Here is a 26,194-nt window from a genome sequence, read left to right as displayed (position 1 = left end):
ATCGCGCCGCCATGGAAAAGCGCAACATCCTCGTCACCGGCAGCAGCCGCGGCATCGGCGCGGCGATCGGCAAGGCGCTCGCGGCGCACAATGTCGTCGGCCATTCGAGCGCGGGGGGAGAGGGACGGATCGCCGCCGATCTCGCCAGCCCCGAAGGCGCCCGCGCCTTGTGGTGGGAAGCGATGGGCGTGCTTGGCGGGCGGATCGACGTCCTCGTCAACAATGCCGGTATCTTCGAGGCGAACCCGATCGATCAGCGCGACGATGCGTGGGTGGCGGGTTGGGAGCGGACGATGCAGGTCAACCTCACCGCCTCGGCCGAGCTCTGCCGCCTCGCGGTGCTGCATTTCCGCGAGCGTGGCGAAGGCGGCCGGATCGTCAACGTCGCGAGCCGCGCCGCCTATCGCGGCGACAGCCCGGCGCACTGGCATTATGCCGCGTCCAAGGCGGGCATGGTCGGCATGACCAAGAGCATCGCGCGGGGCTATGCGAGCGAAGGCATTCTCGCCTTCGCGGTCTGCCCGGGGTTCACGATGACGGGCATGGCCGAGGACTATCTGGAAAGCCGCGGCGGTGACAAACTGCTTGCCGACATCCCGCTCGGGCGCGTCGCATCGTCCGAGGAAGTCGCCGAGACGGTGCGCTGGCTCGCCACCGACGCCCCGCCGAGCGCGACCGGCGCGGTAATCGACGTCAACGGCGCTAGCTATGTGCGCTGACGCCTATCCCCCTCTCCCGCTCGCGGGAAAGGTGCTGCGATGAGCTGGAAGGTCAGCCTTCCCTGCACCAAGGCGGAAGCCGAAGCGCTGGCGGGGGACATCGCCGCGCTGGCTTCGCTCGACGATCCGCCGGTGCTGATGACCAGCGAGCCTGATCCCGCGCGGCCCGAGGAGTGGCGGATGGACGCCTATTTCGAGGCCGAGCCCGGCGCAGGCGATCTCGCGCTGCTCCGCGATCTGGTGCCGAGCGCTGCGGGCGCGGCGCCGGCGGTCGAGGAGCTCGACGAGGCGGACTGGGTGACGCTCAGCCAGCAGGGGCTGGAGCCGATCCGCGCCGGCCGCTTCTTCGTGCACACGCCTGCGCATCGCGATGCGGTGCCGGCCGATGCGGTCGCACTTGAGATCGACGCGGGCCGCGCGTTCGGCACCGGCCAACACGAGACGACCACCGGCTGCCTGATGGCGCTCGATGCGATGCGTGCGCGCGGGCTTTCTTTTTCTGACATCCTCGATCTCGGCACCGGCACCGGCCTCCTTGCCTTCGCGGCGATGAGGCTGTGGCCGGCCGCGCGGGTCGCGGCGTCGGACATCGATCCGGTGGCGATCGAGGTCGCGGCGGAGAATGCCGCGATCAACAACTTACCGCTGGGCCGCGCGCGGGGGCAGGCCGAGCTGATCGTCGCGACGGGCATGGACCACGCACGGCTGAAAGCGCGCGGGCCCTATGATCTCCTCGTCGCCAACATCCTCGCCGGGCCGCTGATCGAGTTGGCGGCGAGCGTCGCAGGCGGCATCGCGCCGGGCGGTCGGCTGATCCTCGCCGGGCTGCTCGACACCCAGGCGGACGCGGTTGCCGCCGCCTACCGCCGCCACGGCATGGCGCTCGCCACCCGCATAGACCGCGGCGACTGGCCGACGCTGGTGATGCGCAAACGCAAATCGACGGGTTGGCGATAGGCTTCCAACAAACCTTCATCGCTCATCCTGAGGAGCCGGTGAGCTTGTCGAACCGGCATCTCGAAGGACGCACGACGGTCCTTCGAGACGGGCCTTCGACTTCGCTCAGTCCCTCCTCAGGATGAGCGATCCAATTCAATGCGAAATTCAGGCGCTCGCCTTCACGATTTCCGCCCACTGCGCCTCGTCGATCACGCGGATGCCGAGGTCGCCCGCCTTCTTGAGCTTGGAGCCCGCGCCGGGGCCGGCGATCACCAGATCGGTTCTCGCCGAGACCGAGCCGGAGACCTTGGCGCCAAGCGCTTCCGCCTGCGCCTTCGCCTCGTCGCGCGACATGGTTTCGAGGGTGCCGGTGAAGACCAGGGTCTTGCCGGTGACTTCGGACTCGCGCGTGTCGACGACATAGGGCGGCGGCGTCACTTCGGCCAGCAGGTCGTCCCACAGCGCGCGATTGTGCGGTTCGTGGAAGAAGTCGCCGAGCGCCCCGGCCACGGCGGGCCCGATACCGTCGGCGCGAACCTCCAGGATAGCCTTGATCGCGTCGAGTTCGCGCGCGGCATACTTTCCAGCCGATTCTCCCTCCGCTCGAGGGTTTTCCTGCTTCCAGGCGCGCAGCTCCGCCGCCTTGGCCGGCAGGCGTGCGATGTCGCCCAACCCTTTCAGCAGGTCGCGCGCGGTCACCGCCCCGATATGGCGGATGCCCAGCCCGAACAGGAGCCGCGCCGCGTCGGGCGCCCGTTTCGCCTCGATCGCGGCCAAGAGCTTGTCGACCGACGCTTCCTTCCACCCCTCGCGCTCTAGCAGCCGGTCGCGATGCTTCTTCAGGCGAAAGATGTCCGCCGGCCCCTTGTCGAGCCAGCCGAGGCCCAGAAATTCCGCGATGCTCTTTTCGCCCAGCCCTTCTATGTCGAGCGCCCCGCGGCTGACGAAGTGGCGCAGGCGTTCGAACTTTTGCGCATTGCAGATCAGGCCGCCGGTGCAGCGCACATCGACCTCGCCCGCCTCGGCGACCGCTTCGCTGCCGCAGACCGGGCAATGGTCGGGGAAGACGTAGGGCGTACGCCTGGCGTCCGGGGTCAGATTCTCGAGCACCTGCGGGATGACGTCGCCGGCGCGCTGGATGCGAACGCGGTCTCCCGGGCGGACGCCGAGCCGGGCGATCTCGTCGGCATTGTGGAGCGTCGCGTTGACCACGGTGACGCCGCCGACGTTGACCGGCTCCAGCCGCGCGACGGGGGTGAGCTTGCCGGTGCGACCGACCTGGATGTCGATCGCGGTCAGTGTCGTCTCGGCCTTTTCTGCGGGGAATTTGTGGGCCAGCGCCCAGCGGGGTGCGCGGCTGACGAAGCCCAGCCGCTGCTGCCAGTCGAGCCGGTCGACCTTGTAGACGACGCCGTCGATGTCGAACGGCAGGTCGGCGCGCTTCGCCTCGATCGCGCGATAATGCGCGATGAGCGCGTCCATATCGGTGACGCGGACGAAATCGCTGGAGAGCGGAAGGCCCCAGGCGGCGATGGCCCGCATCACTTCGGTCTGCGTCTCGCCGGGGAGCGCCGACACCTCGCCCCAGCCGTGCGCGAGGAAGCGCAAGGGACGGGAGCGCGTCACCTCCGCATCCTTCTGCCGGAGCGATCCGGCGGCGGCGTTGCGCGGATTGGCGAACTGGCGCGCCTTGCCGGCATCCCCCGCCGCCTCGGCCTCGGCGAGCAGCCGGGCGTTGAGCGCGGCGAAATCCGCCTTCGCCATATAGACTTCGCCGCGGACCTCGAAGACGTCGGGCGCGCCCTTGGGGAGAGTTTGGGGAATGTCGGCGATGGTCCGGACGTTCGGCGTGACATCCTCGCCGACCTGGCCGTCGCCGCGGGTGGCGGCCTGGACGAGGATGCCCTTCTCGTAGCGAAGCGAGCAGGAGAGGCCGTCGATCTTGGGCTCCGCGGTGAGCGCCACGTCCTCGTCGTCGCCAAGCTTCAGGAAGCGGCGGATGCGGGCGACGAATTCGGCGACTTCCTCGTCGGAGAATGCATTTTCCAGGCTCAGCATCGGCGCGGCGTGGGCGACCTTAGCGAGCGGGCCGGTCGGCGCGGCTCCGACACTCTTCGACGGACTGTCGGCGCGGACGAGATGGGGGAAACGCGCTTCGAGCACGGCATTCTCGCGGATCAGCGCGTCATAATCCGCGTCCGAAATCTCCGGCGCGTCCTGATCGTGATATAGGCGGTTGTGATGCGCGATCTCAGCCGCGAGCGCGGCGAGCCGGTCGGCGGCTTCGGCTTCGGTCACGACACCCCCGCGGCGTCGGCGAGCGCCCAATAGACAGCCCAGAAGACGAACGGAAAGCCGATCAGCAGCACGGTGAATCCGCGGCCAGCGCTACGGCGGCGCACGATGGCCAGGATGCCGATCGTCAGCGAGGCGAGCGCGGCGGCGGCCGTCCAGAGCATCATCGCCGTCACATAGGCCTCGACGCAGCGGCCCGAGGCGCAGGCCATCGGCGTCATCATCGCGAAGAAAGCGAGCAGCGGCGCCGTCAGCAGATAGAGGACGCCGGCGAGGATGCAAAAGGTGCGCCCGAGCGGAGAGGTCATGGCATCAACTGCGGTGAGGCACGTCAGCGCGCCAGCCCCGCGCCGCCGAGCGGGGTCGTCTCGAAGCGGTGGCCGAAGCCGGTGATGATCGACCGTGCCTTGGCGATCGCGGCCTGCACTGCGGGGAGCTTGAGCGAGGCGGCGTGGCTGTCCTTGCTGTCCCAGACTTCGGTGATCCACAGCGCATCGGGGTTCTTAGTATCCAGCGCGACGACATAGGAGAGGCAGCCGGGCATCGCCGCCGTGCCTTCCAGCAGGATCGCAGCGAGCGCGTCCCGCTCGCCGGGCTTGGCAAGCATCTGGCCGATCAGCCCGTATCTGCTCCCGTTGGCCACGTCCGCAGCCCAAGCTGGAGCAGCCGCGAGCAGCGCCGCACCGGCGCCGACCGCCATCACCTGGCGCCGTGTCGTCGTCATGTTTCCTCCAGCAGCGATTGCAGCGAGCCCCAAGCGCGCCGCGTCGCTGCGGCATTATAGGCCATGCCGCCCGGCTTGTCGTTGGCCTGCGGGTTGGTGAAGGCGTGGACGGTGCCGCCATAGGCGTGGAGCTGCCAGTCGGCGCCGGCGGCGTCCATCTCGCGGCCGAAGGCGGCGACATCGTCCGGCCTCGCGAGCGGGTCGTCCCAACCGTGGAAGGCTGCGATGCGCGCGGCGATCGGCGGGTTGGCGATGCCGCTGGGGGTGAGCAGGCCATGGAAGCTCGCCGCGGCGACGAGGTCGGCGCCGCTCCGCGCCAGATCGAGCGCGCAGAGCCCGCCGAAGCAGAAACCGGCCGCAGCGAGGCGGAGGCCGGCGAATTCGGGCTGCGCAGTTGCCACGTCCCGCACGGCGAGCAGCGTCTCGCGAAGTGCAGCGCGATCCGCCTTTAGGCCGTTCATCAGTCCGAACTTGGCCTCGCGCGGCAGATCGCGCGTATCGGTGCCGTAGAGATCGGCGACGAAGGCGGTGTGGCCCATCGCGTTCAGCCGCGCCGCGGCGTCGCGCTCATGGTCGGAAACGCCGGCGACCGTCGGAAAGACGATCACGCCGATCCGCGCGCCCTCGGCGTCCGAGACCAGCCCCTCGCACGCGGTTCCGGCGAGATCGTAAGCGACCGGCCTCATGCCGCCTCCAGCAGCCGGTTGGCCTGCGCGCGGGCCTCGTCGGTGACTTCGGCGCCGGACAGCATGCGCGCGATTTCCTCGCGGCGGCGATCGGCGTCAAGGCGGTGGACGCCCGTGCGGGTGACGATGCCGTCGTGGCTCTTCTCGATGAGCAGATGGCTCTGGCCGCGCGCCGCAACCTGCGGGCTGTGGGTGACGACCAGCACCTGCGCGCCGCCCGCCAGCCGGTGCAGCCGCTCGCCGATCGCGCTCGCCACCGCGCCGCCGACGCCGCGGTCGATCTCGTCGAAGACGATGGTGCGTGCGGCGCCGCGCTCGGCGAGCGCGACCTTGAGCGCGAGGACGAAGCGGCTCATCTCGCCGCCGCTGGCGATGCGGGCGAGCGGGCCGAACGGGGCGCCGGGGTTGGTCGAAATCTCGAACTCCACCCGGTCGCGTCCGTGCGGACCCCATTGCGCTTCGGCGAGCGGTGCGAGAGCGGTGCGGAACTGCGCGGCGTCTAGCTTCAGCGGCTTGAGCTCCGCGGCAACGGCGGCGTCGAGGCGTCCGGCAGCGTTGGCACGCGCACTGGTGAGGGCGGCGGCGGCGGACTCATATTGGGCGCGCGCCGCAGTGACCGCGCTTTCGAGGTCATGCAAACCGGCCTCGCCCGCGCCGATCGCGTCGAGCTGGGCGCCGAGGTCTTCGGTCAGCGCCGCGAGCCGGTCCGGATCGGTGCGGTGCTTGCGGGCGAGATCGCGGAGCAGGAAGAGGCGCGTCTCCGCCGCCTCCAGCCGATCGGGATCATAGGCCATCGCATCGGAGGCTTCGGCCAGCCGGTCCTCCGCCTCCGCCGCCTCGATCACCGCGCGATCGACCGCAGCGAGCGCTTCGGCGAGCTTGGGATGCTCGGGCGCGATGCGGTCGAGCCGCCGCGCGGTCTGGCGGAGCTCGGCAAGCGCGCCTTCGGAGCCTTCGAGATGCGCGCGGGCGGCGGCAATGTCGTCGGCGAGGCGCGCGCCCTTCTGCATGTCGGCGCGCATCGCGGCGAGCGTCTCCTCCTCGTCTTCCTCGGGGGCGGCGGCGCGCAGCTCGGCGACCGTGTGCTCCAGCCATTCGCGGTCGCGCGCGGCGGTCTCGAGCGATTCGCGCGCTGCGGCGAGACGCGCTTCCGCCGCCGCCCAGGCGCGGTGCGCGGCTTCGGCCGGGGCAGTGTCGATCCGGCCGTAGGCGTCGAGCAGCGCGCGGTGGCCGCGCGGGTTGAGCAGACCGCGATCGTCCTGCTGGCCGTGGATTTCGACGAGCAGCCCGCCCAATTCGCGCAGTAGGGTCGCGGATGCGGCCTGATCGTTGACCAGCGCGCGGCTGCCGCCGTCCGCCTTGACGATGCGGCGGATGACGAGCGGCTCGCCGGGTTCGCCGTCGAGGCCGTTTTCGGCAATCAGCGCGCGTGCCGGATGATCGGCGGGAAGATCGAATGAGGTGGTGACGACCGCCTGCGGCTGGCCGGCGCGGACGAGGCCGCTGTCGGCGCGAACGCCTAGCGCGAGGCCCAATGCATCGAGCAGGATCGACTTGCCGGCGCCCGTCTCCCCGGTCAGCACGCCGAGCCCCTCGCCGAACTCGAGGTCCAGCGTCTCGATAAGGACGACGTCGCGGATCGAGAGGCCGGTCAGCACGACTGGCCGCTCAACCGATCAGGAGGTGACCGGCGCGGGCGTTTCCGCGGCGGCGGGGGCCGACGGCGCCGGGTTGCGCTGCACCAGATCATAGGCGCGCTGATACCATTTGGTGCCCGGATAATTGGCGCCGAGAACGGCAGCGGACTTGCGCGCCTCTTCCGGAATACCGAGCGCCAGATAGCTTTCGGTGAGCCGCATCAGCGCTTCGGGCGTGTGGGTGGTCGTCTGATATTCGTCGATCACCATGCGGAAGCGGCTGATCGAAGCCAGCCACTGGCCGCGGCGCTGATAGAAGCGGCCGACCTCCATCTCCTTGCCGGCGAGGTGATCGCGGACCAGATCGATCTTGATCCGCGCGTCGGCGGCGTAGCGCGTGTCGGGATAGCGGCGGTTGAGCTCGCCCAGCGAATCGAGCGCCTGCTTCGAGATGCTCTGATCGCGGTTCACGTCCTCGATCTGCTCGTAATAATTGATGGCGATCAGATAGAGCGCGTAGGGCGCGTCCTTGTTGCCGGGGTGGATGGCGAGGAAGCGGCGCGCCGAATCGATCGACTTGGTGTGATCCTTGGCGAGATAATAGCTGAAAGCGCCCATCAACTGCGCACGCCGTGCCCACACCGAATAGGGGTGCTGACGCTCGACCTCGTCGAAGAGGCCGGCGGCGAGGCGATACTGGCGGCGGTCCATGCGGTCGCGTCCGGCGCTGTAGAGCGTCGAGACGTCGCGGGCGACATATTGCGTGTCGCCACCCTTGTCGGAGCGGTTGCGCGCGCAACCGGCAAGGGCGAGGGCGATCGAAAGGACCGCAACCGGTCGGAGAAGGCTGTGCAGCATGGCGGGTTCTTAGCGAAGGCTTGGGTTGCAGCCAAGCGGGACGTAACGGGTGCCGCGATAAGCCGTCCCGCCGCCTGAACCCCGGTTTAACGCCGCGCAAAGGCGGGCGTGGTAGGGGCAGGCTTGCGATGCTCCGCGTGCTCACCCTTGCGACCCTGTTCCCCAATGCCGCCCAGCCCGTGCTGGGGGTGTTCGTGGAGCGGCAGACGATCGGCCTCGCGGCTCTGCCCGAAACACAGGTGCGCGTCGTCGCGCCCATCGGGCTACCGCCCTGGCCGCTGTCGCGCCATCCGCATTACGCGCCGCTCGCCGCGCTGCCGGAGCGGGAGATGTGGAAGGGGCTCCAAGTACACCGTCCGCGCTTCCGGGTCTGGCCGCTGATCGGCGATGCGGCGAAACCCGCGGCGCTGGCGCGCGCGCTGCTGCCGCTGCTGCGCGATATGCGGCGTGAATTTCCATTCGACGTGATCGACGCGGAGTTCTTCTGGCCCGACGGGCCGACGGCGATGCTGCTGTCGGAGACTCTCGGCGTGCCCTTCTCGGTCAAGGCGCGTGGCGCCGACATCCACCTTTGGGGGCGCCGGCCCGCAACCGCAGGCGCGGTACGACAGGCAGCCGATGCCGCGGACGGGCTGCTCGCGGTGAGCGAGGGGCTGAAGGCCGACATGATCGCGCTCGGCATGCCGGCTGAGCGCATCCGGATCCATTACACTGGCATCGACCTCGAAGCTTTCGGGCCGGTCGATCGCGATACGGCGAAGGCGGCGCTTGGCGTCGCGGGACCGCTGATCGCCACAGCCGGCGCGCTCATCCCGCGCAAGAACCAGATCGCGGCGCTGGAGGTGCTGACACGCATCCCCGATGCGACGTTGCTGCTGATCGGCGACGGGCCGGATCGCGCGATGCTTGAATCGAAGGCGGCGATGCTGGGCGTCGCGGATCGCGCGCGCTTCTTGGGCCGGCTGCCGCATGAGGAATTGCCCGTGCTGCTTGCCGCTGCCGACGTGATGCTGCTGCCGTCCCGTTCGGAAGGGCTCGCAAATGTTTGGGTCGAGGCGCTGGCCTGCGGCACGCCGGTGGTGGCGGGCGACATTCCCGGCGCGCGCGAAGCGATCGACAGACTGGCGGCGGGGCGATTGACGAGCCTCGATGCCGATGCGCTGACCGAGGCGGTGCGGGCGATCCTGGCCGATCCGCCTGATCAGGCAGGCGTGCGCGCGGCGGCGGAGCGCTTTTCGTGGGATCGAAACGCGTACGAGCTTCGCGCGCATCTCGAGGCGGTCAGCCGATCGGCATCAGCGCTGCCGCGATCGAGCGTCCCTCGTTCCTGAGCAGCGCCCATGTCCGCGCGGCGGCGCGGCTGTCCATCGCCTCCACCCCGATCCCGCGCGCTTCGAGCGCGGCGACGAAGCTGCGCGGCGGAAAAGCGGTAGCAGCGCCGGCGCCGAGCAGGATCAGCTCGGGCGGCGGATCGAGCGCCAGCAGCGGCGCGATGTCGGCTTCGGCCAGTTCGGCGAGTGGCGGCGGCGACCAGAGCGTCGCGCCGTTTGGCGTCAGCAGCACCGCGGCGAATCGCTCTTCACCGATCAGAAAGCCGTCAGGGCCGATCGCGCGAACGAGCGGACCGGCCGCATCCTCGGCGCGGTCGAGCCGCGCGGTCATGCGTCGCGGCTGGTGACCCGCTCGCCCCCGGTCGCGGGATTCTTGGGCAGGAAGCTCGTCGAGCTGATGCCCAGCGAGATGAGCAGCGACGATGAGACGTAGATCGACGAATAGGTGCCGACGACGATGCCGAGCAGCATGGCGGCGGAGAAACCGCGCAGCACGTCGCCACCCCAGATCAGCAGCGAGCCGAGCGCGAGGATCAGCGTGACCGACGTCATCACGGTGCGCGGCAAGGTCTCGTTGACCGAGAGATCGATCAGCGATCGTATCTCCATCTTGCGGAATTTTCGTAAGTTTTCGCGGATGCGGTCGTCGATCACGATCTTGTCGTTGATCGAATAGCCGATGATGGTGAGCACCGCGGCGACGATGTTGAGATCGAACTCCATCTGCGTCAACGCGAAGAAGCCGAAGGTGACGATCACGTCGTGGACGATAGCGACCGCGGTCGAGACGCCGAACTGCCATTCGAACCGGAACCAGGAATAGACGGCGATGCCGAGAATCGCGAGGATCACCGCGAGGATGCCGTTCTGGACCAGCTCGCCCGAGACCTTCCCCGACACGGTGTCGTAGCGTGGGAAGGTGACGCTGGGATATTCGGCGCGTAGCCCGCTCTGCACCTTCGAGACGATCGCGTTGGTCGCGCCCTCGTCGGCGTTCTCCGGAAGCGGCAGGCGGATCGAGACGGTGCGCGGGCTGCCGAATTGCTGCAGCGATGCCTCGCCCACGTTCATCCGATTGATCTGAGTGCGCAGCCGGTCGAGCGAAGGCGGCTGCTCGAACTGCGCCTCGACCATCAGGCCGCCGACGAAATCGACGCCGAGGTTGAGCCCGCGCGTCACGACCAGCGCGAGCGAGGCGAGCGTCAACACCGCGGTGAAGGCGAACGCCCACCAGCGCAGCTTCACGAAGCCGATATTGGTGTTGTCCGGGACGAGCTTCAGCAAACGCATGGATCGGGCCTTAGATATGGATCTCGGACGGGCGGTTCCGGCGCAGCCAGATGATCACCAGCATCCGGGTGAAGGTCACCGCCGTGAAGACCGAGGTGATGATGCCGATGAGCAGCACGGTCGCGAAGCCCTTCACCGGGCCGGAGCCGAGGATGATCATGATCACCGCGGCGATCGCATTGGTGACGTTGGCGTCGAAGATGGTGCGGCTGGCTTCCTTATAGCCCAATTCCACCGACTGCATGACGCTGCGGCCGCGTCTTCGCTCCTCGCGGATGCGCTCGTTGATCAGCACGTTGGCGTCCACCGCAGCGCCGATCGTCAGCACGAAGCCGGCGATGCCGGGCAGCGTCAGCGTCGCATGGAAAAAGGCCATCACGCCGACGATGACGAACACGTTGATGACGAGCGCGAGGTTCGCATAGACGCCGAACCGGCCATAGGTGATCAGCATGAAGATGATCACAGCAACGGTCGCGATGATCGAAGCGATCACGCCGGCGCGGATCGAATCGGCGCCAAGATCGGGGCCGACGGTGCGTTCCTCAACCACCTTCAGCTCGACGGGCAGCTTGCCCGAGCGGAGCTGCACCGCGAGGTTGTTGGCGGTCTCGACGGTGAAATTACCCGAGATCTGCGCCTGGCCGCCGAGGATCGGCTCGTTGATGTTCGGCGCGGAGATGACCACACCGTCGAGGATGATCGCGAACGGCTTGCCGACATTCTGCTGGGTAACGTTGGCGAAGCGGCGGCCGCCGGCGCCGTCGAAGCGGATCGAGACGGTCGGCTGGTTGGTCTGCGGATCGAACTGCTGGCTGGCGTCGATGAGCTGATCGCCGGTCACCATCGCGCGGCGCTGGACGGCGATGCGGCCGCCCTGTCCTTCGGGGTAGGGCAGTACCTGGCTGCCCACCGGCGCGCGGCCCTGCGCGACCTGCGTGGGATCGGCGTTGAGATCGACGAGCTTGAATTCCAGCCGCGCGGTCTTGCCGAGGAGCTGCTTCAGGCTTTCCGGATCTTCGAGCCCCGGCACCTGGACGAGGATGCGATTGCCGCCCTGGCGGACGATCGTGACTTCGCGCGTTCCTTCCGGATCGACGCGGTTGTAAACGACCTCGCGGGCCGTATCCATCGCCTTGTCGAGCGCGTCGGCGATGCCGGCCTGGGTCGGCTCCATGACGATGCGGCTGGTGTCGATGACGTTGACGTTCCAGTCGCGCTGGCCGGCGATGCCGACGGGCTGGGTGAGATTGTAGGCGACTTCGCGCGCCGCATCGGTCTGCGCCGGATCGCGCACCAGGAAGCTCAAGCGCCCGCCGGTCGTGGAAATCTCGCCGATCTCGATGCGGGGGCTCTCGCGCCGCATCTGGGTGCGGATCGATTCTTCCATCGTCTCCAAGCGCTGCTTGGCGATGTCGCCGGTCGTGCCTTCCAGCAGCAAATGGCTGCCGCCGGCGAGATCCAGGCCGAGCGCGATCTGCGAATGCGGGAGCCAGGCGGGGAAGCGATCGACCACCCGCTGCGGCAAGAAGCTCGGAATCGAGAAGAGCACGCCGACCAGCAAGGTCAGCGAGACCATCCAAATCTTCCAGCGCGGGAAGTCCAGCATCAGTCGTTCGCCGGCTTCGCGCCGTGGGGACGGACCTCGCTCAGCGTGCCCTTCACCACCTTGACGCGGACGCCCTGAGCGATCTCCATCTCGATCTCATGCTCGTCGACCTTGGTGACCTTGCCGATGACGCCGCCGGCGGTGACCGCCACGTCGTTCTTCTTCACCGCCTGCACCATCGCCTGATGCTGCTTCATGCGCCGCTGCTGCGGTCGGATGAGCAGGAAATAGAAGATGACGAAGACGAGGAGCAGCGGAAAGACCGAGATCATGAAGCCGGCGGCTCCTGCGGGCTCGGATCCGGCCGCGGCATAGGCTGGTGATGAGAACATGCTATTACCTGATGATCGGGGCGCTGAAGAGGCCCACCCTTGAAAGGGCGCGCGACTATCACGCGGCTTGCCCCCAAGGCAAGGCGAAGCGTGGTGGCGACGAAGCGACGCGACGTTCCGCCAGGGCGCGCCGAGGGCCGAATCGTTGACAGAGCGGGCGCCGATGCCTAGATACCGGCGCTTCCCGTATAGCTGCGGACACCCATTTCCAGCGGAGCTGCTTCATGGCGCGCGTCACCGTCGAAGATTGCGTCGACAAGATCCCCAACCGTTTCGACCTCGTCCTGCTCGCCTCGCAGCGCGCACGGCAGATTTCGGGCGGCGCGGACCTCACCATCGATCGCGACCGCGACAAGAATCCGGTCGTGGCGCTGCGCGAGATCGCCGAGCAGACGGTGAAGCCCAAGCATCTCGAAGAGGCGCTGGTCGGCAATTTGCAGCGCGTCCAGATCGACGAGGACGACGAAGTCGATGCGGTCGGCTCGCTGGCGCAATCGGCCGAGGCGCTGCGCCTCACCGCCGCCGCGCCGCCGCGGACGAGCAATGTCGGCGGGGACTACGAGTAAGCGATTCTAAGGTCGCAGATGTTGGAGAATAGGGCGGCTCAGGCCGCCCTTTCTTTTTCCGGCCGGGCGCGGGCGATCTCGTCGCGATCGACCCAGGCTAGCTCCTGCAACGACAGCGGCCGCCCGTCTTCGGCATGAACGCCCATCGCCGCGACCGGGCGAAGGCTCTGGCGATCGACCAGCACCGGGTTGCTCGGGATGCCCGACACCCAGCGCTCGCCCCATTGGCGGAGCGAAATCAGCACCGGCAGCAGCTCGCGGCCCTTCTGGGTGAGGCGGTAGGTGACCTTGCGCCGGTCGGCGGGGTCGGGTTCGCGCTGGAGGATTTCGTTCTCGACCAGCCGGGCGAGACGGTTGGAAAGGATGTTGCGCGCGATCCCCAGCGTCGACTGGAACTCCTCAAAATGATGGAGGCCGTTGAACGCCGCGCGCAGGATCAGAAACGACCAGCGCTCGCCCACCACCTGCAGCGCGGCGGGCAGCGAACATTCGGTCAGCAGGCACTTGTGGCGCTCGAGATCGATCATCGGCGCAGTCTACGCATTTTGCAGGAAAAATACATCGGCCGCGATTCTGGCATTCGGGATGCATTTTGCATTGCAACCGGGCGGCGCTCCACCCCATGTTGGGGAGGTGCTGCGCCAGTATGAACTCGTCGAGAAGGTCCGGTCCTACGATCCCGATGCGGACGAGGCGCTGATCAACCGCGCCTACGTCTTCTCGATGAAGGCGCACGGCAGCCAGAAGCGCGCCTCAGGTGATCCCTATTACAGTCATCCGATCGAGGTCGCGGGCATCCTCACCGACCTGCACCTCGACGACGAGACGATCGTCACCGCGATCCTCCACGACACGATCGAGGACACGCTGGCGACGCCCGAGGAGATCGAGAAGAGCTTCGGCGCCAATGTCGCGCGGCTGGTCGACGGCGTTACCAAGCTCAGCAAGATCGAGGCGCAGAGCGAGAGCCAGCGCGCGGCGGAGAACCTCAGGAAGTTCCTGCTCGCCATGTCGGGCGACATCCGCGTGCTGCTGGTCAAGCTCGCCGACCGGCTGCACAACATGCGCACGCTGCATTTCATCGCCAATCCGGAGAAGCGGCGCCGCATCGCCAAGGAGACGATGGATATCTATGCGCCGCTCGCCGAGCGGATCGGCATGTACGAGTTCATGACCGAGATGCAGACGCTGGCGTTCCGCGAGCTGGAGCCGGACGCCTACGAATCGATCTCCAAGCGGCTCGAGCAGCTCCACCGCGGCGAGGGCGACCTGATCGAGCGGATCGGCCGCGGCCTCAAGGCGCATTTGGAGGCGAACGGCGTCGACGCGCAGGTGCAGGGGCGCGAGAAGCATCCCTATTCGATCTGGCGCAAGATGGCCGAGCGGCACGTCAGCTTCGAGCAATTGTCCGACGTGATGGCGTTCCGCGCGATCGTCGGCAGCGTCGAGGATTGCTACCGGACATTGGGCCTCATCCACCAGCGCTGGCCGGTGGTGCCGGGGCGGTTCAAGGACTTCATCTCGACCCCCAAGCGCAATGGCTATCAGTCGCTCCACACGACGGTGATCCACGACGAGAATATGCGGATCGAGATCCAGATCCGTACCGAGGAGATGCACGCGCAGGCCGAGCACGGGCTCGCCGCGCACTGGGCGTATAAGGAAGGCAAGGAAGCCGCGACCACGCAGCATCCGTGGATCAGCGACCTTGTCGAGATCCTCGACCATGCGGGCAGTGCCGAGGAGCTGCTCGAACATACGCGCATGGCGATGTACCAGGACCGCATCTTCGCCTTCACCCCCAAGGGCGAGCTCATCCAGCTTCCCAAGGGCGCGACGCCGGTCGATTTCGCCTATGCCGTCCACACCGATCTCGGCGACCAGACGGTGGGCGCCAAGGTCAACGGCCGGGTGATGCCGCTTCGGACGCCGCTCGAGAATGGCGACCAGGTCGAAATCCTAGTCTCCAAGGCGCAGCACCCGCAGCCGGCGTGGCTGAGCTTCGTCGTGACCGGCAAGGCGCGCGCCAAGGTACGCCGCTTCGTCAAATCGAAGGAGCGTGAGGAGACGGTCGCGCTCGGCCGCAAGATCTTCGACGAGATCGTCCAGCGCCTCCCCGCACCGCTCGGCTGGGAAGCGATGGCGGAAGCGTTGAAGCGGCTGCACCTCCCCGATGACGAAGCGCTGATGGAGTCGATCGCGCTGAAGCGGGTCAGCGACGTTGCGGTGATGGAGGCGCTGATACCCGGCTCCGCAGGGAAGAAGGGCGTGAAGCCGCCGCCGCAGCGCACCGCCATTTCGATCAAGGGCCTGACGCCGGGCGTCGCCTTCCAGCTCGCCGAATGCTGCCACCCGATCCCAGGCGACCGGATCGTGGGTCTGCGCCGCGAGGGCGAGGGGATCGAGGTCCACACCATCGATTGCGAGACGCTGGCCAATGGCGTCGACGCCGACTGGGTCGATCTCGCCTGGGGCGACAAAACCGACGGCGGCAGCGCGCGGATCAACGTCGTCATCCGCAACCAGCCGGGCTCGCTGGCGGCGATCACCGGCATCCTTGGCACCCACGGCGCCAATATCGTCAAGCTCGACCAGACCGGCCGCGATTCGAGCTTCCACACCTTCCGGCTCGACATCGAGGTGCACGACGTCCAGCACCTGATGCGCATCATCGCGGCGCTGAGGGCCTCCGAAATGGTTTCGACGGCGGAGCGGCTCTAGGCGGGATAATAAGCGAGGATCGCGTCGGCGCCGGAGTCCAGCCTCAGATGCGCGGGTGCGTCGATCGACCACACTTCGCCGGCGCCGATGGCTACGCCGTCGAGACGTCCTGCCCCCGCAACCACGGCTAATGTCAGCGGCGGGCGCGAATGGCCGCCGACGTGGAGCGTCTGCGCCCCTTCGAGCCGCTCGAGAGTGAAGGCCAATCCGGAAAAGACGGTGCGTCCGGGACCGGAGGGCCGCGGAGGACAAGCGTTGCGGAACGGCTCGCGCCGCGCCACGGCCAGCGCATCCTCCAAGTGCAGATCCCGGCCACGGCCGTAATCGTAGAGCCGGTAGGTGATGTCGTTCGGCTGCTGCATCTCGATCAGCGAGACGCCGGGGCCAATGGCGTGGATCGTGCCCGCCGGCACGCAGATGACATCGCCGCGCTGCACCGGTTGCCAGTCGATTTCCTGCTCGATCGATCCGTCGAGCGCCGCGTTGCGCAATGCCTCCGCGTCCAGCGGCCGCCGCAGGCCGAGGCCGATCGCTGCGCCGGGTTCCGCGTTGGTGATGATCCAGGCTTCGTCCTTGCCTCCGGCATGGCCCAGCGCCTGCGCATAGGCGTCGCCGGGATGCACCTGGACAGAGAGCTTCTCGGCAGCGAACAGATGCTTGACGAGCAACGCGCCCGGCGGCGGATCGAACCAGATTTCACCCGTCGGACGATCGCTCGCGGCGAGCGCTGCAAAGGGCGCCGGCAGCGTACTGCACCCCCAAACACGCTCCGTGGCGCGCGGCTGCAACTGGCGCGCGGTGGCGGACAAGGCTTTCCTCGCAGTGGCCATGGCGAGCTTACATAGGCGGCGCGGGTTTCCAAAGCGTGTGCAGCCCGTTTGCCGTCCGCGCGGCGCGTGCTAGGCGATCGGCATGGCGAATGTACCGGAAGACATGACCTACGGCGGTTATCTGACGCTGGATCAATTGCTCACGGCCCAGCATCCGATTTCCGACCATCACGACGAATTACTCTTTGTCATCATCCACCAGACTAAGGAGCTGTGGCTCAAGCAGATCCTGCATGAGATCGCGCTGTCGCAGCGGCTGGTCCGCGCGGATGCTCTGGTGCCGGTGCACAAATGCCTGTCGCGGGTGTCGCGGATCCAGGCGGTGATGACACTGAGCTGGGAAGTCCTCTCGACGCTGACTCCGGCGGATTATTCGATGTTTCGCGGGGTGCTGGGCGGCAGCTCGGGCTTCCAGTCGGCGCAGTTCCGCGAAATGGAGTTCCGGCTCGGCCTGAAGGCGGCGGGCCACCTCAATTATCAGAATGATGGCACCGCGGAACGAGAAGCGCTGGAAGATGCCCTAGCCTCGCCGAGCCTCTGGGACGATGCCAATGCCGCCGCGGCGCGGATGGGCCTGCCGATGCCCGCCGAAGCGCTGGAGCGCGACTGGCGTGAGCCGTATCGGCCGAGTGAGGCGGTGGAGGCCGCGTGGGCCGAGGTCTATCGCGACACCGAGCGCTGGTGGCCGCTCTACCAGCTCGCCGAAAAACTCGTCGACATCGACGATTCCTTCGCCACCTGGCGCCACAAGCACGTCATTACCGTAGAGCGGATCATCGGCTTCAAGACGGGCACGGGCGGCACGCCGGGCGTACCCTATCTGCAATCGACCCTGGGCAAGCGCGCGTTTCCGGAGCTTTGGACGCTGAGAACGCGGCTGTGAGCGGACTGGGGCGCGTCGTTCCCGTTATTCTGTGCGGCGGCGGCGGGACACGCTTGTGGCCCTTATCGACAGCGGAAAAACCGAAGCAGTTCCACGCTTTGGCGGGCGAAACGTCGCTCCTCCAGCAAACGGTCGCGCGAGTGTCCGATCGCGGCCTGTTTTCGCCGCCTTTGATCGTTGCCGGGATCAGCCAGTCCACACTGGTCGCCGAGCAACTCGGCGATCCTGGGGCCGACAGCTATCGCTTGATTCTGGAACCGGTAGCACGCGACAGTGCCGCAGCGATCGCCCTCGCAGTGGTCGCGAGCCATCCGGACGATGTGTTGCTCGTGATGCCCAGCGATCACGCTATCGGTAATCGGGGCGCCTTTCTCTCAGCGATACGGAACGCGCTTACCGGTTTGGCAAACGGGCGCATCGTGATTTTCGGTATAACGCCCGAATATCCGGCGACGGGTTATGGCTATATCGCAGCGGGAGACGTGATCGCGCCCGGTGTGCATGGAGCGCGCGGCTTCGTGGAAAAGCCCGATTTAGCGCGTGCCGAAAACCTCCTCGCAGCAGGCCAACATCTTTGGAATGCGGGAATTTTTTTCGCGCGCGCGGCAGATTTCGCGTCCGCTTTCGAGGCGAACGCGGCCGACGTGATCGCGGCGGCGCGGAATTCGCTATCGGATGCGGGCGCGGCCGTAATGCGTCCCGACGGCGCGCCGCTCGATGTGGTTCGCGCGATCTCGTTCGATCGGGCGGTGATGGAAAAGGCAGGTGACGTCGCAGTCGTGCCCGTCGATATGGCCTGGACCGATCTTGGGAGCTGGGATGCTGTCGCCGATTATAGATCTGGCAATGCGAGTGGGCCCGTAACCGCGGACGACTGTACGAGTTGCCTCATTCTTTCCGACGGCCCGGAGGTCGTGGCGATAGGGTTGCAGGATTTGGTGATCGTCGCTCACGGCGGCCGGTTCCTCGTGACGGCGAAGGGGCGCGCAGATGCCTTGAAGACCGTGCTAGCCGCTGCTGCCGAAAACCGCCGAGAGCCATGAACTAGGGCGCGTTCGGCGCGCCGAGTTCGGCCATGACCTCCCGAACGATGGCTTCGCGACGGGCAAGGCCGGGGTGGCGTGTAAGGAAGGCCGGGACGGGTCCCTTGGCGCCGTAAAAGCGGCGCCACAGGCCGATCGCCGCGCTGATATCATAGCCTGCCGCATGCGCCATTCGGAGGCCGAGCCTGTCGGCAGCTTCCTCGACGGCTTTGCCTCTGATCGTGCGATATTCGCCGTCGCGCTTCGGGTCGGCGGCGTGATGGCCGAGTTCGATGTGCGCATATTCATGCGCGACTGCGACCGCCAACTCGTCGTCGGACGCCGTGAAGAGCGCGAATCGGACCGGTATGACGACCTGACCTTCGCTGGCGAAGGCGTTCAGCTGTTTTGACATCGCGAGCCGGGCGTCGAGGGCGCATCCCACTACCGGTGTAGCGAAAGCGTCACTCTCGGTTCCGGCCCGCAGCCTGCGCAAGAGTATCGGCCGATACTGCATCGCCGATTGGAAAAAGCTCCTCAGCTTGCTGCTGGCGGCGGTTCGATCGATTTGCGTGGTGTCGGGCAAAGGCGCGTCGTTCACCGCGACGATGACGTCGCCCGGCTCAATTCCCGAGACGGCGGCTGGGCTAGCCGGCGCCACGGCGGAGACGCCCACGCCGCGATCGAGGCCATACAGACGGATCGCTTCGGCTCGATCCGACAGTGAGAAATCGGACAACTGGCGAAGAAAAATACCGATCGACGGGCTTTTACGACTGCACAGATTGGCTGCACGGGTGGCGAGCCGGAAGGAGACGGCCGCGAGCCGCGCTTCCGCTTGCTGAAAAGCGTTGTCTTGCCGCAGCTGGGCATCGGCATCGGACGCCACGGCGGCTGTCGGCAATGCTACGCCGATCAGCGCCGCCGCTATCGCGTGTCTCACGGATCCTCTGCCCAAAACAGAACGGCCGGCGGGACCATCGTCCAGCCGGCCGTCCCAAAAACTGATTGAGCGTCCGCTTACGGGCTCGTCGGCAGATCGTCGCTGCCATCGGCAATCACGAGGATGCCGCCAATCACAGCCGCAAGGGCCAGGATCACGACGAGCACGTTGCCGCCGCCGAGCTGGCTGCCTTCAACCGTCTCCAGTTCCGGAAGAACCGAGGCCGACCGATCAGCCGCAATGGCCGGAGCGGCCATCAAACCAAGCGCTGCCGTTGCAGCCACAAGACCCTTCTTCAACACGTGAACGTCTCCCTTTTACAGGCACTTTTACTTAGGTGCTTCGCCGCTCGTGTATCGGAGGCGATGGTGGTTGTCCACCCTGAATGGCGCCTTTGGCAGAGCGAGAGTTGACGTCAAGTTAAAGACGCGCGGCGATGGTTGCATGGCGGCAACGCAGCCTTTGCGGAGATCGGCTGAAAGACGCGACCGCTCAGAGCGGCCGTGGCAAGGCTTCGCAGTCAAATACGATGGTAACGGCGGAACCACTCGACGAATCGCGGTATGCCGTCATCAATCACGGTGGTCGGTTCGTAGCCGAGGTCGCGATGGATGGCGCTGACGTCAGCAAAGGTATCACGAACGTCGCCTGGCTGCATCGGCAACAGGACGCGTTCGGCCTTGCGACCGCAGGCGTGCTCGATAAGGCCGATCATGCGGCCGAGATCTTCACTGCGGCTGTTGCCTATATTGTAGAGCCGGTGCGGCGCCACGCTCCCGCCCGCTTTTGGAGATCCATCGTCGAGCGGTGCATTGTCCAGCGCGGCTACGACACCTGTGACGATATCGTCGATATAGGTGAAATCCCGCCGCATGTCGCCTTCGCCGAACACCTCGATCGGGCGGCCCGCCAGAATGGCGTCGGTAAAGAGCCACATCGCCATGTCCGGCCGCCCCCAAGGCCCATAGACCGTGAAAAACCGCAAACCGGTCTGCGGAAGCCGATAGAGATTCGCGTAGGTTTCGCTCATCAACTCGTCGGCCTTCTTGGTGGCCGCATAAAGCGAGAGCGGGTGATCGACGCGGTCTTCGACGCGGAATGGCAAGGTGTCATTACCGCCATAAACCGACGACGAGGAGGCGTAGACCATGTGCCGCAGACCGCGGTGGCGCGCGACCTCGAGCATGTTGAGGTGCCCGACAAGATTCGAGTGCGCATAGGCGCGCGGGTTTTCTATCGAATAGCGTACGCCGGCCTGCGCGCCGAGATGGACGACTGCGCCGAACTCGCGGCCGTCCAATGCGCGCTCCAGGCGCTCGGCATCGCCGAAATCGGCTTCTATGAAGCTGAACGCATTGTTGGAATTATCGGAGAGGTCCTTCAGGCGCGCGGCCTTCAGGCTGGGATCGTAATAGTCATTGAGATTGTCGAGCCCGATCACCGCCTCACCCCGCTCGAGCAGACGCCGCGCGACGTGATATCCGATAAAACCGGCGGCGCCGGTGACCAAAGTTATCGACAAGGGAGTCTCCGTTACCCGGCTGAAGTCGAGGTTCGGTAGCAAGCGGCCCGACTGCGGCGCAAGCCTGCCGATTGGACTTCGTGAGCGGATGTCCGTATGGCGCCGCGCCGATGGCCGTCGTGATCAGCCTGTGAGTTCGCTACTCTTGAACCTGCCAACAAGTCGTTTCGGTGCCGCGCGTAATGCCGTCTGGAACCGCTCGCGCTTCCTGCTGGGAATCGGGCTGGTGCTGGCGGTCATCCTGCCGTTTGCCGTCCGATATCAATTTTCTGCCGACGGCTCGCGCGACAGTCTCGAATATTCCCTGATCGGCACGGCGCTCGCCGTTGTCATGGGTTACTATGCCTTCCGCAAACTGGGGCAATATCCGGGAACGCGTGCTTCCTATTATATTCTTCCCTCGTTCACCGCGACTTTCGGCATCATCCTGGCGGTCTTCTTCTTTCTGCGGATCGATTATAGCCGACTGCATTTCCTCGCCAGTTACGCGATTTCGGTGTTCTGGTTCTTTGCTGCCCATTTCACATTGCAGCGCAGGCGCGTGCTCACGCTGGGCGTGCTCCCCTTCGGCGCGGTCGATAGCCTGCGCAAGATCGGCCATGTGCGGTGGGTCGTCCTCGACAATCTCGCCCGGCCTGCGCCGGCGATCGACGCGATCGTGGCGGACTTACGGGCCGACATCCCCGATGAATGGGAGCGCTATCTTACCGACCGCGCGCTCGACGGCGTGATGGTCATGCACGTCAAGCAGATCGAGGAATCGCTGACTGGTCGCGTGGCTATCGAGCATCTGTCGGAGAATAATTTCGGGTCTCTGATCCCCGGCATTCTCTACGCGAAAGTCAAACGGCTCACCGATTTCCTGAGCGTTCTCGTGTTGGCACCTCTGCTTCTTCCTCTTCTGGCGGTCGTCGCGTTGCTCATCCGATTCGATTCGCGGGGGCCGATAATTTTCCGCCAGCAGCGGATGGGGTACCGGGGCGAAACGTTCAGCATGTACAAGTTTCGGACCATGCGCGTGGCCGAGGACTCCGACGGCGATGCGCGGTCCGCCGCAATCACGCGCAACGATGATGATCGCATTACGCGCATCGGTCGTGTCCTTCGCCAATATCGAATCGACGAACTCCCACAGATCGTGAATATCCTGCGCGGCGAGATGAGCTGGATCGGGCCGCGGCCCGAGGCCGCGCCTCTGTCCTTGTGGTATGAGGCCGAATTGCCCTTCTATCGCTACCGCCACATCGTTCGTCCCGGCATTACCGGCTGGGCGCAGGTCAAGCAGGGCCACGTCGCAGAAGTCGACGAAGTGCTCTGGAAGCTCCACTACGACTTTTTCTACATCAAGAATTTCGGGATATGGCTCGACGTGTTGATCGTCGCCGCCACGATCCGGACCGTGCTGAGCGGATTCGGCGCGCGCTGACCCCCGGATTTGCCTTGCTAGAATCGGGCGGCGACCTTGACCGCCGGCATTGGGCGGAGCCGCGTCAGATCGTTGGCGTCCCCTTCTATCGCGGGAATCTCTGTGAACTCTGCGTCGATCACATCCGCATCCCGTCGTCTGTTGGCGGGTGGAACGGGCAGCAATATGCGGATCGACGTGCCGCCCCTAGCTCCGGCCCGAGACGGGACGAGCCGACCGAGCAGCAAAATTAGCGTTGGCGCCGCAACCGCCAGCCCGACGTCCCGACCCGAAGTGTTGACGATGCCGAAGCCGAACGTTCCGTCCAGCCAGGCACTAACCATTTCGTCGGCGATGCAGAGGATCAAGACTGCGACCCAAGGCAGCGGATTGGACAAGGGTCTGCGCAGGGCGATGGCCGCGACGAGAAATGCGAGCAAGCCAAGCAGGATGTGGAGGCCGTCGCGATCGAGGCCCGCCCATTCGGCGACCAGCGCCTTGCCGGTTACCCACGTCTCCATGGCTCAGATAGGCCGCAACTTGAACGGCGCGTCAACCGTGAATCGGTACTGTGCACTTAAGCAGGCTGCGGCTCTGTCGGCTCGATCGGGAAAGGCACAATCTAGGCATGGAATGGTTCGACATCAAGGTGATCCTCATTCAGTTCTCCGGTCTTAGCCGCGACGCGCTGCACGTATTGCTGGGCGTCGGCGCGCAGATTCTGGTGGCCAGCGTTCCCGGCCAGAGCCTTGCCAAGTTCTGGCCATGGCTGGCGGTTTTAGTGGGAGCGCTGCTCAACGAATGGTATGATCTCAACTACGAGACTTGGCCCGAGATCGATGTGCAATATGCTGAATCGATCAAGGACGTGACGGTAACGATGGCATTGCCAACAGTGTTGCTGCTTCTGGCGCGCTTTGCTCCGCGTGTATGGAGCGGCCGCAGATCCTCACGCCAGTGACGGTCGCAGCTATTGGGGCTTGAAAAAGGGCTGTGTTTGCCGGATTCGGGCGCGATGCCGATCCTTGTCTCTCTTCTCGTCGTTGCGCTGTTTGTCCTGATTGCGCTTCCCGGCCTCGCGGTCGTGCTGAAACGGCGCGGGGCGCATTTCGCCGCAGCGTTCTACGCTATGCTGGTGCTCGCGGCTGGCGCCTATCACGTCGGCTTGCCGGAACGCGCTCCGGCCGAACTGACCCGCCCCGTGCCGACGCTGATCGGAGCGGAGGGCGCGGCGGGCGAATTGTGCGATCGGCTGCTCGCGCAGAGCAGAGCAACGGGCATCATCGTCGGGCGAACCGACGCCGGACAGGTGCAGGTCAACCGGACTTTCTGGCAGCAGATGCCGAACGAGGTGACCGAGGCGATCACATCCTGTCTCCAAGCGCCGTCCCGGCCGGGTGCGCCGCAGCGCGACGTCACGATCGTCGAAGTCGCACCGCGCTGAGTGCATAATCCGTTTTTCGCTGCATGGCTTGGCGCGGCTGCGAATAGGTGGCTAGACGCGCGTAAGTTTCTGGAAGGTCTCCCATCGAATGAACGCCAGCGGCAATTTGCGTATCGTCGTGCTAGGACTTGGCTATGTCGGGCTTCCGCTGGCCGTCGCGTTGTCACGCCATTTCGATGTCACCGGCCTCGACATCGATCGTAGCCGCGTAGCCGAACTCGAGCGTCATCACGATCGCACTGCCGAGGTGAGCGCCGATGAACTCGCTAGATCGGCGCTGTCTTATACCGCCGATCCCGAGGACTGCCGCGGCGCCGATCTTTTCATCGTCACCGTGCCGACGCCGGTCGACGAAACAAACCGGCCGGATCTGGCGGCCATGCAAGGCGCCTCGCGCACCGTCGCGAAATTGCTCGACCCTGCCCGCCGGCCTATCGTCGTCTATGAAAGCACCGTTTATCCAGGCGTGACCGAGGATATCTGTGGGCCCCTGCTTGCCGAGGAGTCGGGCCTGGTCCGTGGCCGCGATTTCTTCCTCGGCTATTCGCCCGAACGTATCAACCCGGGCGACCGGGAGCATCGCATCGAGACGATCGTAAAGGTCGTCGCGGGCGAAAATCCGGATGTCACCGAGGTTCTGGCGGATGTTTATGGCGCCGTGACCAGCGCAGGCGTCTTCCGCGCCGCTTCGATCAAGGTCGCGGAGGCCGCCAAGGTCATCGAAAATGCCCAGCGCGATATCAACATCGCCTTCATGAACGAGATCGCGCAGATCTTCGCGCGACTCGACGTATCGGTCTGGGATGTGCTCGACGCGGCGGGCACCAAATGGAACTTCCTGCCTTTCCAACCGGGGCTCGTGGGCGGCCACTGTATCGGTGTCGATCCTTATTATCTCAGCCATCGCGCCCAGGAACTCGGCCACGACCCGCAGATCATCCTTGCCGGGCGATCGACGAATGACGGCATGGGACGGTGGGTTGCCGAGCAATTGCACGAACGGCGCGGCAAGGCCGGCTCCGTCCTGGTCCTCGGTCTCACTTTCAAGGAAGACGTGCCCGATCTGCGCAACAGCCGTGTGATCGACGTCGTTCGTGCCCTTGCCGAGCTGGGCCACGCTATCACGATCCACGATCCGCTTGCCGATCCCGAAGAGGCCGCGCACGAATATGGCGTCAGCCTAGATGCTGATGGATTGGCTGGCGTCTACGACATGGTGATCGCCGCGGTCCCGCATCAAATGTATCGAGGCCTCGATGCGGGCAAGATCCGCCGCTTGATCAACGAAGGCGGCACGCTGGCCGATCTCAAGGGCGTGTGGCGGGACCATGATCTCGGCGATATCGACCGCTGGAGCCTTTGATTCGGCGGCAAGTTACGGACTGCCGGTGGGACGAAGCGAGACCGTAATCGACTAGGGCGATTGCGTTTGCGCGTTGCCGTGCGGAAACCAGATCGCTAAGGGGCGGCCAAATCGAAGCTGGCGGGATTGCGCGGGCGCCGCGGAGCATATCCTTCGCCACCTTCAAACATCCTGATTTTTGAGACGGAAATTTTGTGAGTTTTTGGAAAACGATAGCGGCGACCCTGGGGGGCGCCCCTTCTGCGTGGAAGGGCGCCAAGGATGCGCGTGCGTATGCCATCGGTGATGTTCACGGCCGCCTCGACCTGCTGGACGATCTTCTGACGCAGATCGAGAATGATCTTGCCCGCCGGCCAGTGCCGCGCGCCTTCATCGTCTTTCTGGGCGATCTGATCGACCGGGGGCCGCAGTCTTGCGAAGTCATCGACCGGCTCGCGAATTTCAGCCATCCTTACGCAAAATGCGTGGTGCTGATGGGCAATCACGAGGAAATCCTGCTGCGCGTAATGGCCGCGGAGCCGGGCCTCCTGACGGACTGGATGCGGTTCGGCGGGGCCGAATGCGTGGCGAGCTACGGCGTGGATCCGGCTGGACTGTCTCGGCTCGACGAGAAAGCCGGGGCTGCATTGCTGCGCCAGCATATCCCCGCGCGCCATCTAGCCTTCCTCGAGAGCTTCGGAGACACGTTCAAGTTTGGCGATTACCTGTTCGTCCACGCTGGCATCCGGCCGGGGGTCGCGATGGAAGATCAGGTGCAACGCGATCTGCGCTGGATTCGCGGTCCGTTTCTCGATGACGTCAAGACGCACGGCTGCCTGGTCGTCCACGGCCACACCATCGTGGAGGCCGTCGAGGAACGCTCGAACCGCATCGCGATCGACACGGGCGCCGTTTATTCCGGCGTTCTGACGGCGCTTGTCGTAGAAGGGGCCGAGCGGCATTACCTCGCCACCGGGCCCCAAAAGCAGGACGAAATGCCACCGGCGGCCTCCGGAAGCGAAAACGCTTCCTTGCTCCGCGTGGCAGTGTCGCTCTAAGAAGCGGCCTGAAAATCCCTTTCGAGACTGGGAACGCG

Annotated in this window: 29 protein-coding genes; 12 read left to right on the top strand and 17 right to left on the bottom strand. The window is 65.9% G+C overall.

The genetic code is table 11. From position 1 onward, the window contains the following. Positions 1-11: 11 nt before the first annotated feature. The gene (locus B9N75_RS04920; RefSeq protein ID WP_085217789.1) at positions 12-719 is read left to right on the top strand and encodes an SDR family NAD(P)-dependent oxidoreductase; all 708 of its coding nucleotides are present in this window, start codon (positions 12-14) and stop codon (positions 717-719) included. A gap of 39 nt (positions 720-758) precedes the next feature. Beyond that, positions 759-1,676, top strand: a complete 918-nt coding sequence (locus tag B9N75_RS04915) for a 50S ribosomal protein L11 methyltransferase (RefSeq protein ID WP_085217788.1) — start codon at positions 759-761, stop codon at positions 1,674-1,676. Positions 1,677-1,823: 147 nt separating this feature from the next. Here the strand turns inward: B9N75_RS04915 and ligA are convergent, their stop codons facing one another. Genes ligA through B9N75_RS04885 form a run of 6 tightly spaced genes read right to left on the bottom strand, consistent with a single transcriptional unit; the run spans position 1,824 to position 7,858 of the window. Further along, entirely contained in the window at positions 1,824-3,956 is a 2,133-nt protein-coding gene (ligA, locus tag B9N75_RS04910; RefSeq protein ID WP_085217787.1) for an NAD-dependent DNA ligase LigA, read from the bottom strand. Next, on the bottom strand, positions 3,953-4,261 hold the full coding sequence (locus tag B9N75_RS04905; protein ID WP_085217786.1) for a hypothetical protein: 309 nt from the start codon (positions 4,259-4,261) through the stop codon (positions 3,953-3,955). The genes ligA and B9N75_RS04905 overlap by 4 nt, the downstream gene beginning before the upstream one ends. 23 nt (positions 4,262-4,284) lie before the next feature. Continuing rightward, positions 4,285-4,677 (bottom strand): putative quinol monooxygenase, encoded by a 393-nt coding sequence (locus tag B9N75_RS04900; RefSeq protein WP_085217785.1) that lies wholly within the window; start codon positions 4,675-4,677, stop codon positions 4,285-4,287. Beyond that, complete coding sequence (locus B9N75_RS04895) at positions 4,674-5,363, bottom strand: dienelactone hydrolase family protein (protein ID WP_085217784.1); 690 nt, start codon at positions 5,361-5,363, stop codon at positions 4,674-4,676. The genes B9N75_RS04900 and B9N75_RS04895 overlap by 4 nt, the downstream gene beginning before the upstream one ends. Then, positions 5,360-7,021 carry a DNA repair protein RecN gene (recN, locus tag B9N75_RS04890; protein WP_085217783.1) on the bottom strand — a complete coding sequence of 554 codons (1,662 nt, stop codon included), beginning with the start codon at positions 7,019-7,021 and terminating at the stop codon, positions 5,360-5,362. Before recN ends, B9N75_RS04895 begins: the two co-directional genes overlap by 4 nt. Before the next feature lie 18 nt (positions 7,022-7,039). After that, positions 7,040-7,858 carry an outer membrane protein assembly factor BamD gene (locus tag B9N75_RS04885; protein ID WP_085217782.1) on the bottom strand — a complete coding sequence of 273 codons (819 nt, stop codon included), beginning with the start codon at positions 7,856-7,858 and terminating at the stop codon, positions 7,040-7,042. Between the two features lie 128 nt (positions 7,859-7,986). Between B9N75_RS04885 and B9N75_RS04880 the strand changes: the two genes are divergently transcribed. Next, positions 7,987-9,189, top strand: a complete 1,203-nt coding sequence (locus tag B9N75_RS04880; RefSeq protein WP_085217781.1) for a glycosyltransferase — start codon at positions 7,987-7,989, stop codon at positions 9,187-9,189. On the opposite strand, the gene B9N75_RS04875 is transcribed toward B9N75_RS04880, so the two are convergent. From B9N75_RS04875 to yajC, 4 genes are read right to left on the bottom strand one after another with little or no spacing between them, the layout of a single operon-like run. Next, positions 9,140-9,520, bottom strand: coding sequence for an Mth938-like domain-containing protein (locus tag B9N75_RS04875; protein WP_085217780.1), 381 nt, complete (start codon positions 9,518-9,520; stop codon positions 9,140-9,142). The two genes, B9N75_RS04880 and B9N75_RS04875, sit on opposite strands and share 50 nt — an antisense overlap. Beyond that, positions 9,517-10,479 (bottom strand): protein translocase subunit SecF, encoded by a 963-nt coding sequence (gene secF / locus B9N75_RS04870; protein ID WP_085217779.1) that lies wholly within the window; start codon positions 10,477-10,479, stop codon positions 9,517-9,519. The genes B9N75_RS04875 and secF overlap by 4 nt, the downstream gene beginning before the upstream one ends. A gap of 10 nt (positions 10,480-10,489) precedes the next feature. Further along, positions 10,490-12,088: a protein translocase subunit SecD gene (gene secD / locus B9N75_RS04865; RefSeq protein WP_085217778.1), complete on the bottom strand. Its 1,599-nt coding sequence runs from the start codon at positions 12,086-12,088 to the stop codon at positions 10,490-10,492. Further along, a complete protein-coding gene (yajC, locus tag B9N75_RS04860; RefSeq protein WP_085217777.1) occupies positions 12,088-12,420 on the bottom strand; it encodes a preprotein translocase subunit YajC in 333 nt (110 codons plus the stop codon). Before yajC ends, secD begins: the two co-directional genes overlap by 1 nt. A gap of 224 nt (positions 12,421-12,644) precedes the next feature. Between yajC and rpoZ the strand changes: the two genes are divergently transcribed. After that, on the top strand, positions 12,645-12,986 hold the full coding sequence (rpoZ, locus tag B9N75_RS04855; protein ID WP_085217776.1) for a DNA-directed RNA polymerase subunit omega: 342 nt from the start codon (positions 12,645-12,647) through the stop codon (positions 12,984-12,986). Positions 12,987-13,024: 38 nt separating this feature from the next. Here rpoZ and B9N75_RS04850 read toward each other — a convergent pair whose 3' ends face one another. Further along, the gene (locus tag B9N75_RS04850; RefSeq protein WP_085217775.1) at positions 13,025-13,513 is read right to left on the bottom strand and encodes a winged helix-turn-helix transcriptional regulator; all 489 of its coding nucleotides are present in this window, start codon (positions 13,511-13,513) and stop codon (positions 13,025-13,027) included. Positions 13,514-13,619: 106 nt separating this feature from the next. On the opposite strand from B9N75_RS04850, the gene B9N75_RS04845 reads away from it, so the two are divergent. Then, complete coding sequence (locus tag B9N75_RS04845) at positions 13,620-15,707, top strand: RelA/SpoT family protein (protein WP_085217774.1); 2,088 nt, start codon at positions 13,620-13,622, stop codon at positions 15,705-15,707. Here the strand turns inward: B9N75_RS04845 and B9N75_RS04840 are convergent. Further along, positions 15,704-16,537, bottom strand: a complete 834-nt coding sequence (locus B9N75_RS04840) for a class I mannose-6-phosphate isomerase (RefSeq protein WP_085217773.1) — start codon at positions 16,535-16,537, stop codon at positions 15,704-15,706. The two genes, B9N75_RS04845 and B9N75_RS04840, sit on opposite strands and share 4 nt — an antisense overlap. An 82-nt stretch (positions 16,538-16,619) precedes the next feature. Here B9N75_RS04840 and B9N75_RS04835 point away from each other — a divergent pair, with 82 nt between their 5' ends. Both B9N75_RS04835 and B9N75_RS04830 read left to right on the top strand, forming a co-directional pair. Continuing rightward, entirely contained in the window at positions 16,620-17,420 is an 801-nt protein-coding gene (locus B9N75_RS04835; RefSeq protein WP_244552430.1) for a tryptophan 2,3-dioxygenase, read from the top strand. Beyond that, on the top strand, positions 17,417-18,463 hold the full coding sequence (locus B9N75_RS04830; RefSeq protein WP_172840819.1) for a mannose-1-phosphate guanylyltransferase: 1,047 nt from the start codon (positions 17,417-17,419) through the stop codon (positions 18,461-18,463). The genes B9N75_RS04835 and B9N75_RS04830 overlap by 4 nt, the downstream gene beginning before the upstream one ends. 1 nt (position 18,464) lies before the next feature. Here B9N75_RS04830 and B9N75_RS04825 read toward each other — a convergent pair whose 3' ends face one another. The 3 genes from B9N75_RS04825 to B9N75_RS04815 all read right to left on the bottom strand — a co-directional run bounded on the left by B9N75_RS04825 (position 18,465) and on the right by B9N75_RS04815 (position 20,907). Next, the gene (locus tag B9N75_RS04825; protein WP_172840818.1) at positions 18,465-19,385 is read right to left on the bottom strand and encodes a M48 family metalloprotease; all 921 of its coding nucleotides are present in this window, start codon (positions 19,383-19,385) and stop codon (positions 18,465-18,467) included. Between the two features lie 77 nt (positions 19,386-19,462). Then, positions 19,463-19,687 carry a hypothetical protein gene (locus B9N75_RS04820; protein ID WP_157123699.1) on the bottom strand — a complete coding sequence of 75 codons (225 nt, stop codon included), beginning with the start codon at positions 19,685-19,687 and terminating at the stop codon, positions 19,463-19,465. 218 nt (positions 19,688-19,905) lie between these two features. Continuing rightward, complete coding sequence (locus B9N75_RS04815; RefSeq protein ID WP_244552429.1) at positions 19,906-20,907, bottom strand: NAD-dependent epimerase/dehydratase family protein; 1,002 nt, start codon at positions 20,905-20,907, stop codon at positions 19,906-19,908. Between B9N75_RS04815 and B9N75_RS04810 the strand changes: the two genes are divergently transcribed. Then, positions 20,888-22,333 (top strand): sugar transferase, encoded by a 1,446-nt coding sequence (locus B9N75_RS04810; protein WP_197685136.1) that lies wholly within the window; start codon positions 20,888-20,890, stop codon positions 22,331-22,333. The two genes, B9N75_RS04815 and B9N75_RS04810, sit on opposite strands and share 20 nt — an antisense overlap. A 17-nt stretch (positions 22,334-22,350) precedes the next feature. On the opposite strand, the gene B9N75_RS04805 is transcribed toward B9N75_RS04810, so the two are convergent. Further along, a complete protein-coding gene (locus tag B9N75_RS04805) occupies positions 22,351-22,833 on the bottom strand; it encodes a hypothetical protein (protein WP_085217767.1) in 483 nt (160 codons plus the stop codon). A 107-nt stretch (positions 22,834-22,940) separates the two neighbouring features. Here B9N75_RS04805 and B9N75_RS04800 point away from each other — a divergent pair, with 107 nt between their 5' ends. From B9N75_RS04800 to B9N75_RS04790, 3 genes are all read left to right on the top strand, one after another. Then, on the top strand, positions 22,941-23,273 hold the full coding sequence (locus B9N75_RS04800) for a hypothetical protein (protein ID WP_085217766.1): 333 nt from the start codon (positions 22,941-22,943) through the stop codon (positions 23,271-23,273). A 54-nt stretch (positions 23,274-23,327) separates the two neighbouring features. After that, a complete protein-coding gene (locus B9N75_RS04795) occupies positions 23,328-23,756 on the top strand; it encodes a hypothetical protein (RefSeq protein WP_157123698.1) in 429 nt (142 codons plus the stop codon). 88 nt (positions 23,757-23,844) lie between these two features. After that, complete coding sequence (locus B9N75_RS04790) at positions 23,845-25,119, top strand: nucleotide sugar dehydrogenase (protein ID WP_085217764.1); 1,275 nt, start codon at positions 23,845-23,847, stop codon at positions 25,117-25,119. 95 nt (positions 25,120-25,214) lie between these two features. Here B9N75_RS04790 and B9N75_RS14335 read toward each other — a convergent pair whose 3' ends face one another. Beyond that, entirely contained in the window at positions 25,215-25,568 is a 354-nt protein-coding gene (locus tag B9N75_RS14335) for a hypothetical protein (protein WP_244552500.1), read from the bottom strand. Between B9N75_RS14335 and B9N75_RS04785 the strand changes: the two genes are divergently transcribed. Continuing rightward, entirely contained in the window at positions 25,449-26,156 is a 708-nt protein-coding gene (locus tag B9N75_RS04785; protein ID WP_244552478.1) for a metallophosphoesterase, read from the top strand. The two genes, B9N75_RS14335 and B9N75_RS04785, sit on opposite strands and share 120 nt — an antisense overlap. The last annotated feature ends 38 nt before the right edge of the window (positions 26,157-26,194 follow it).

The organism is Allosphingosinicella indica, from assembly GCF_900177405.1.
GTDB classification, from domain to species: Bacteria; Pseudomonadota; Alphaproteobacteria; order Sphingomonadales; family Sphingomonadaceae; genus Allosphingosinicella; species Allosphingosinicella indica.
Note: the sequence above shows the minus strand (reverse complement) of the source record. Positions and strands in the feature narration are given on the sequence as shown.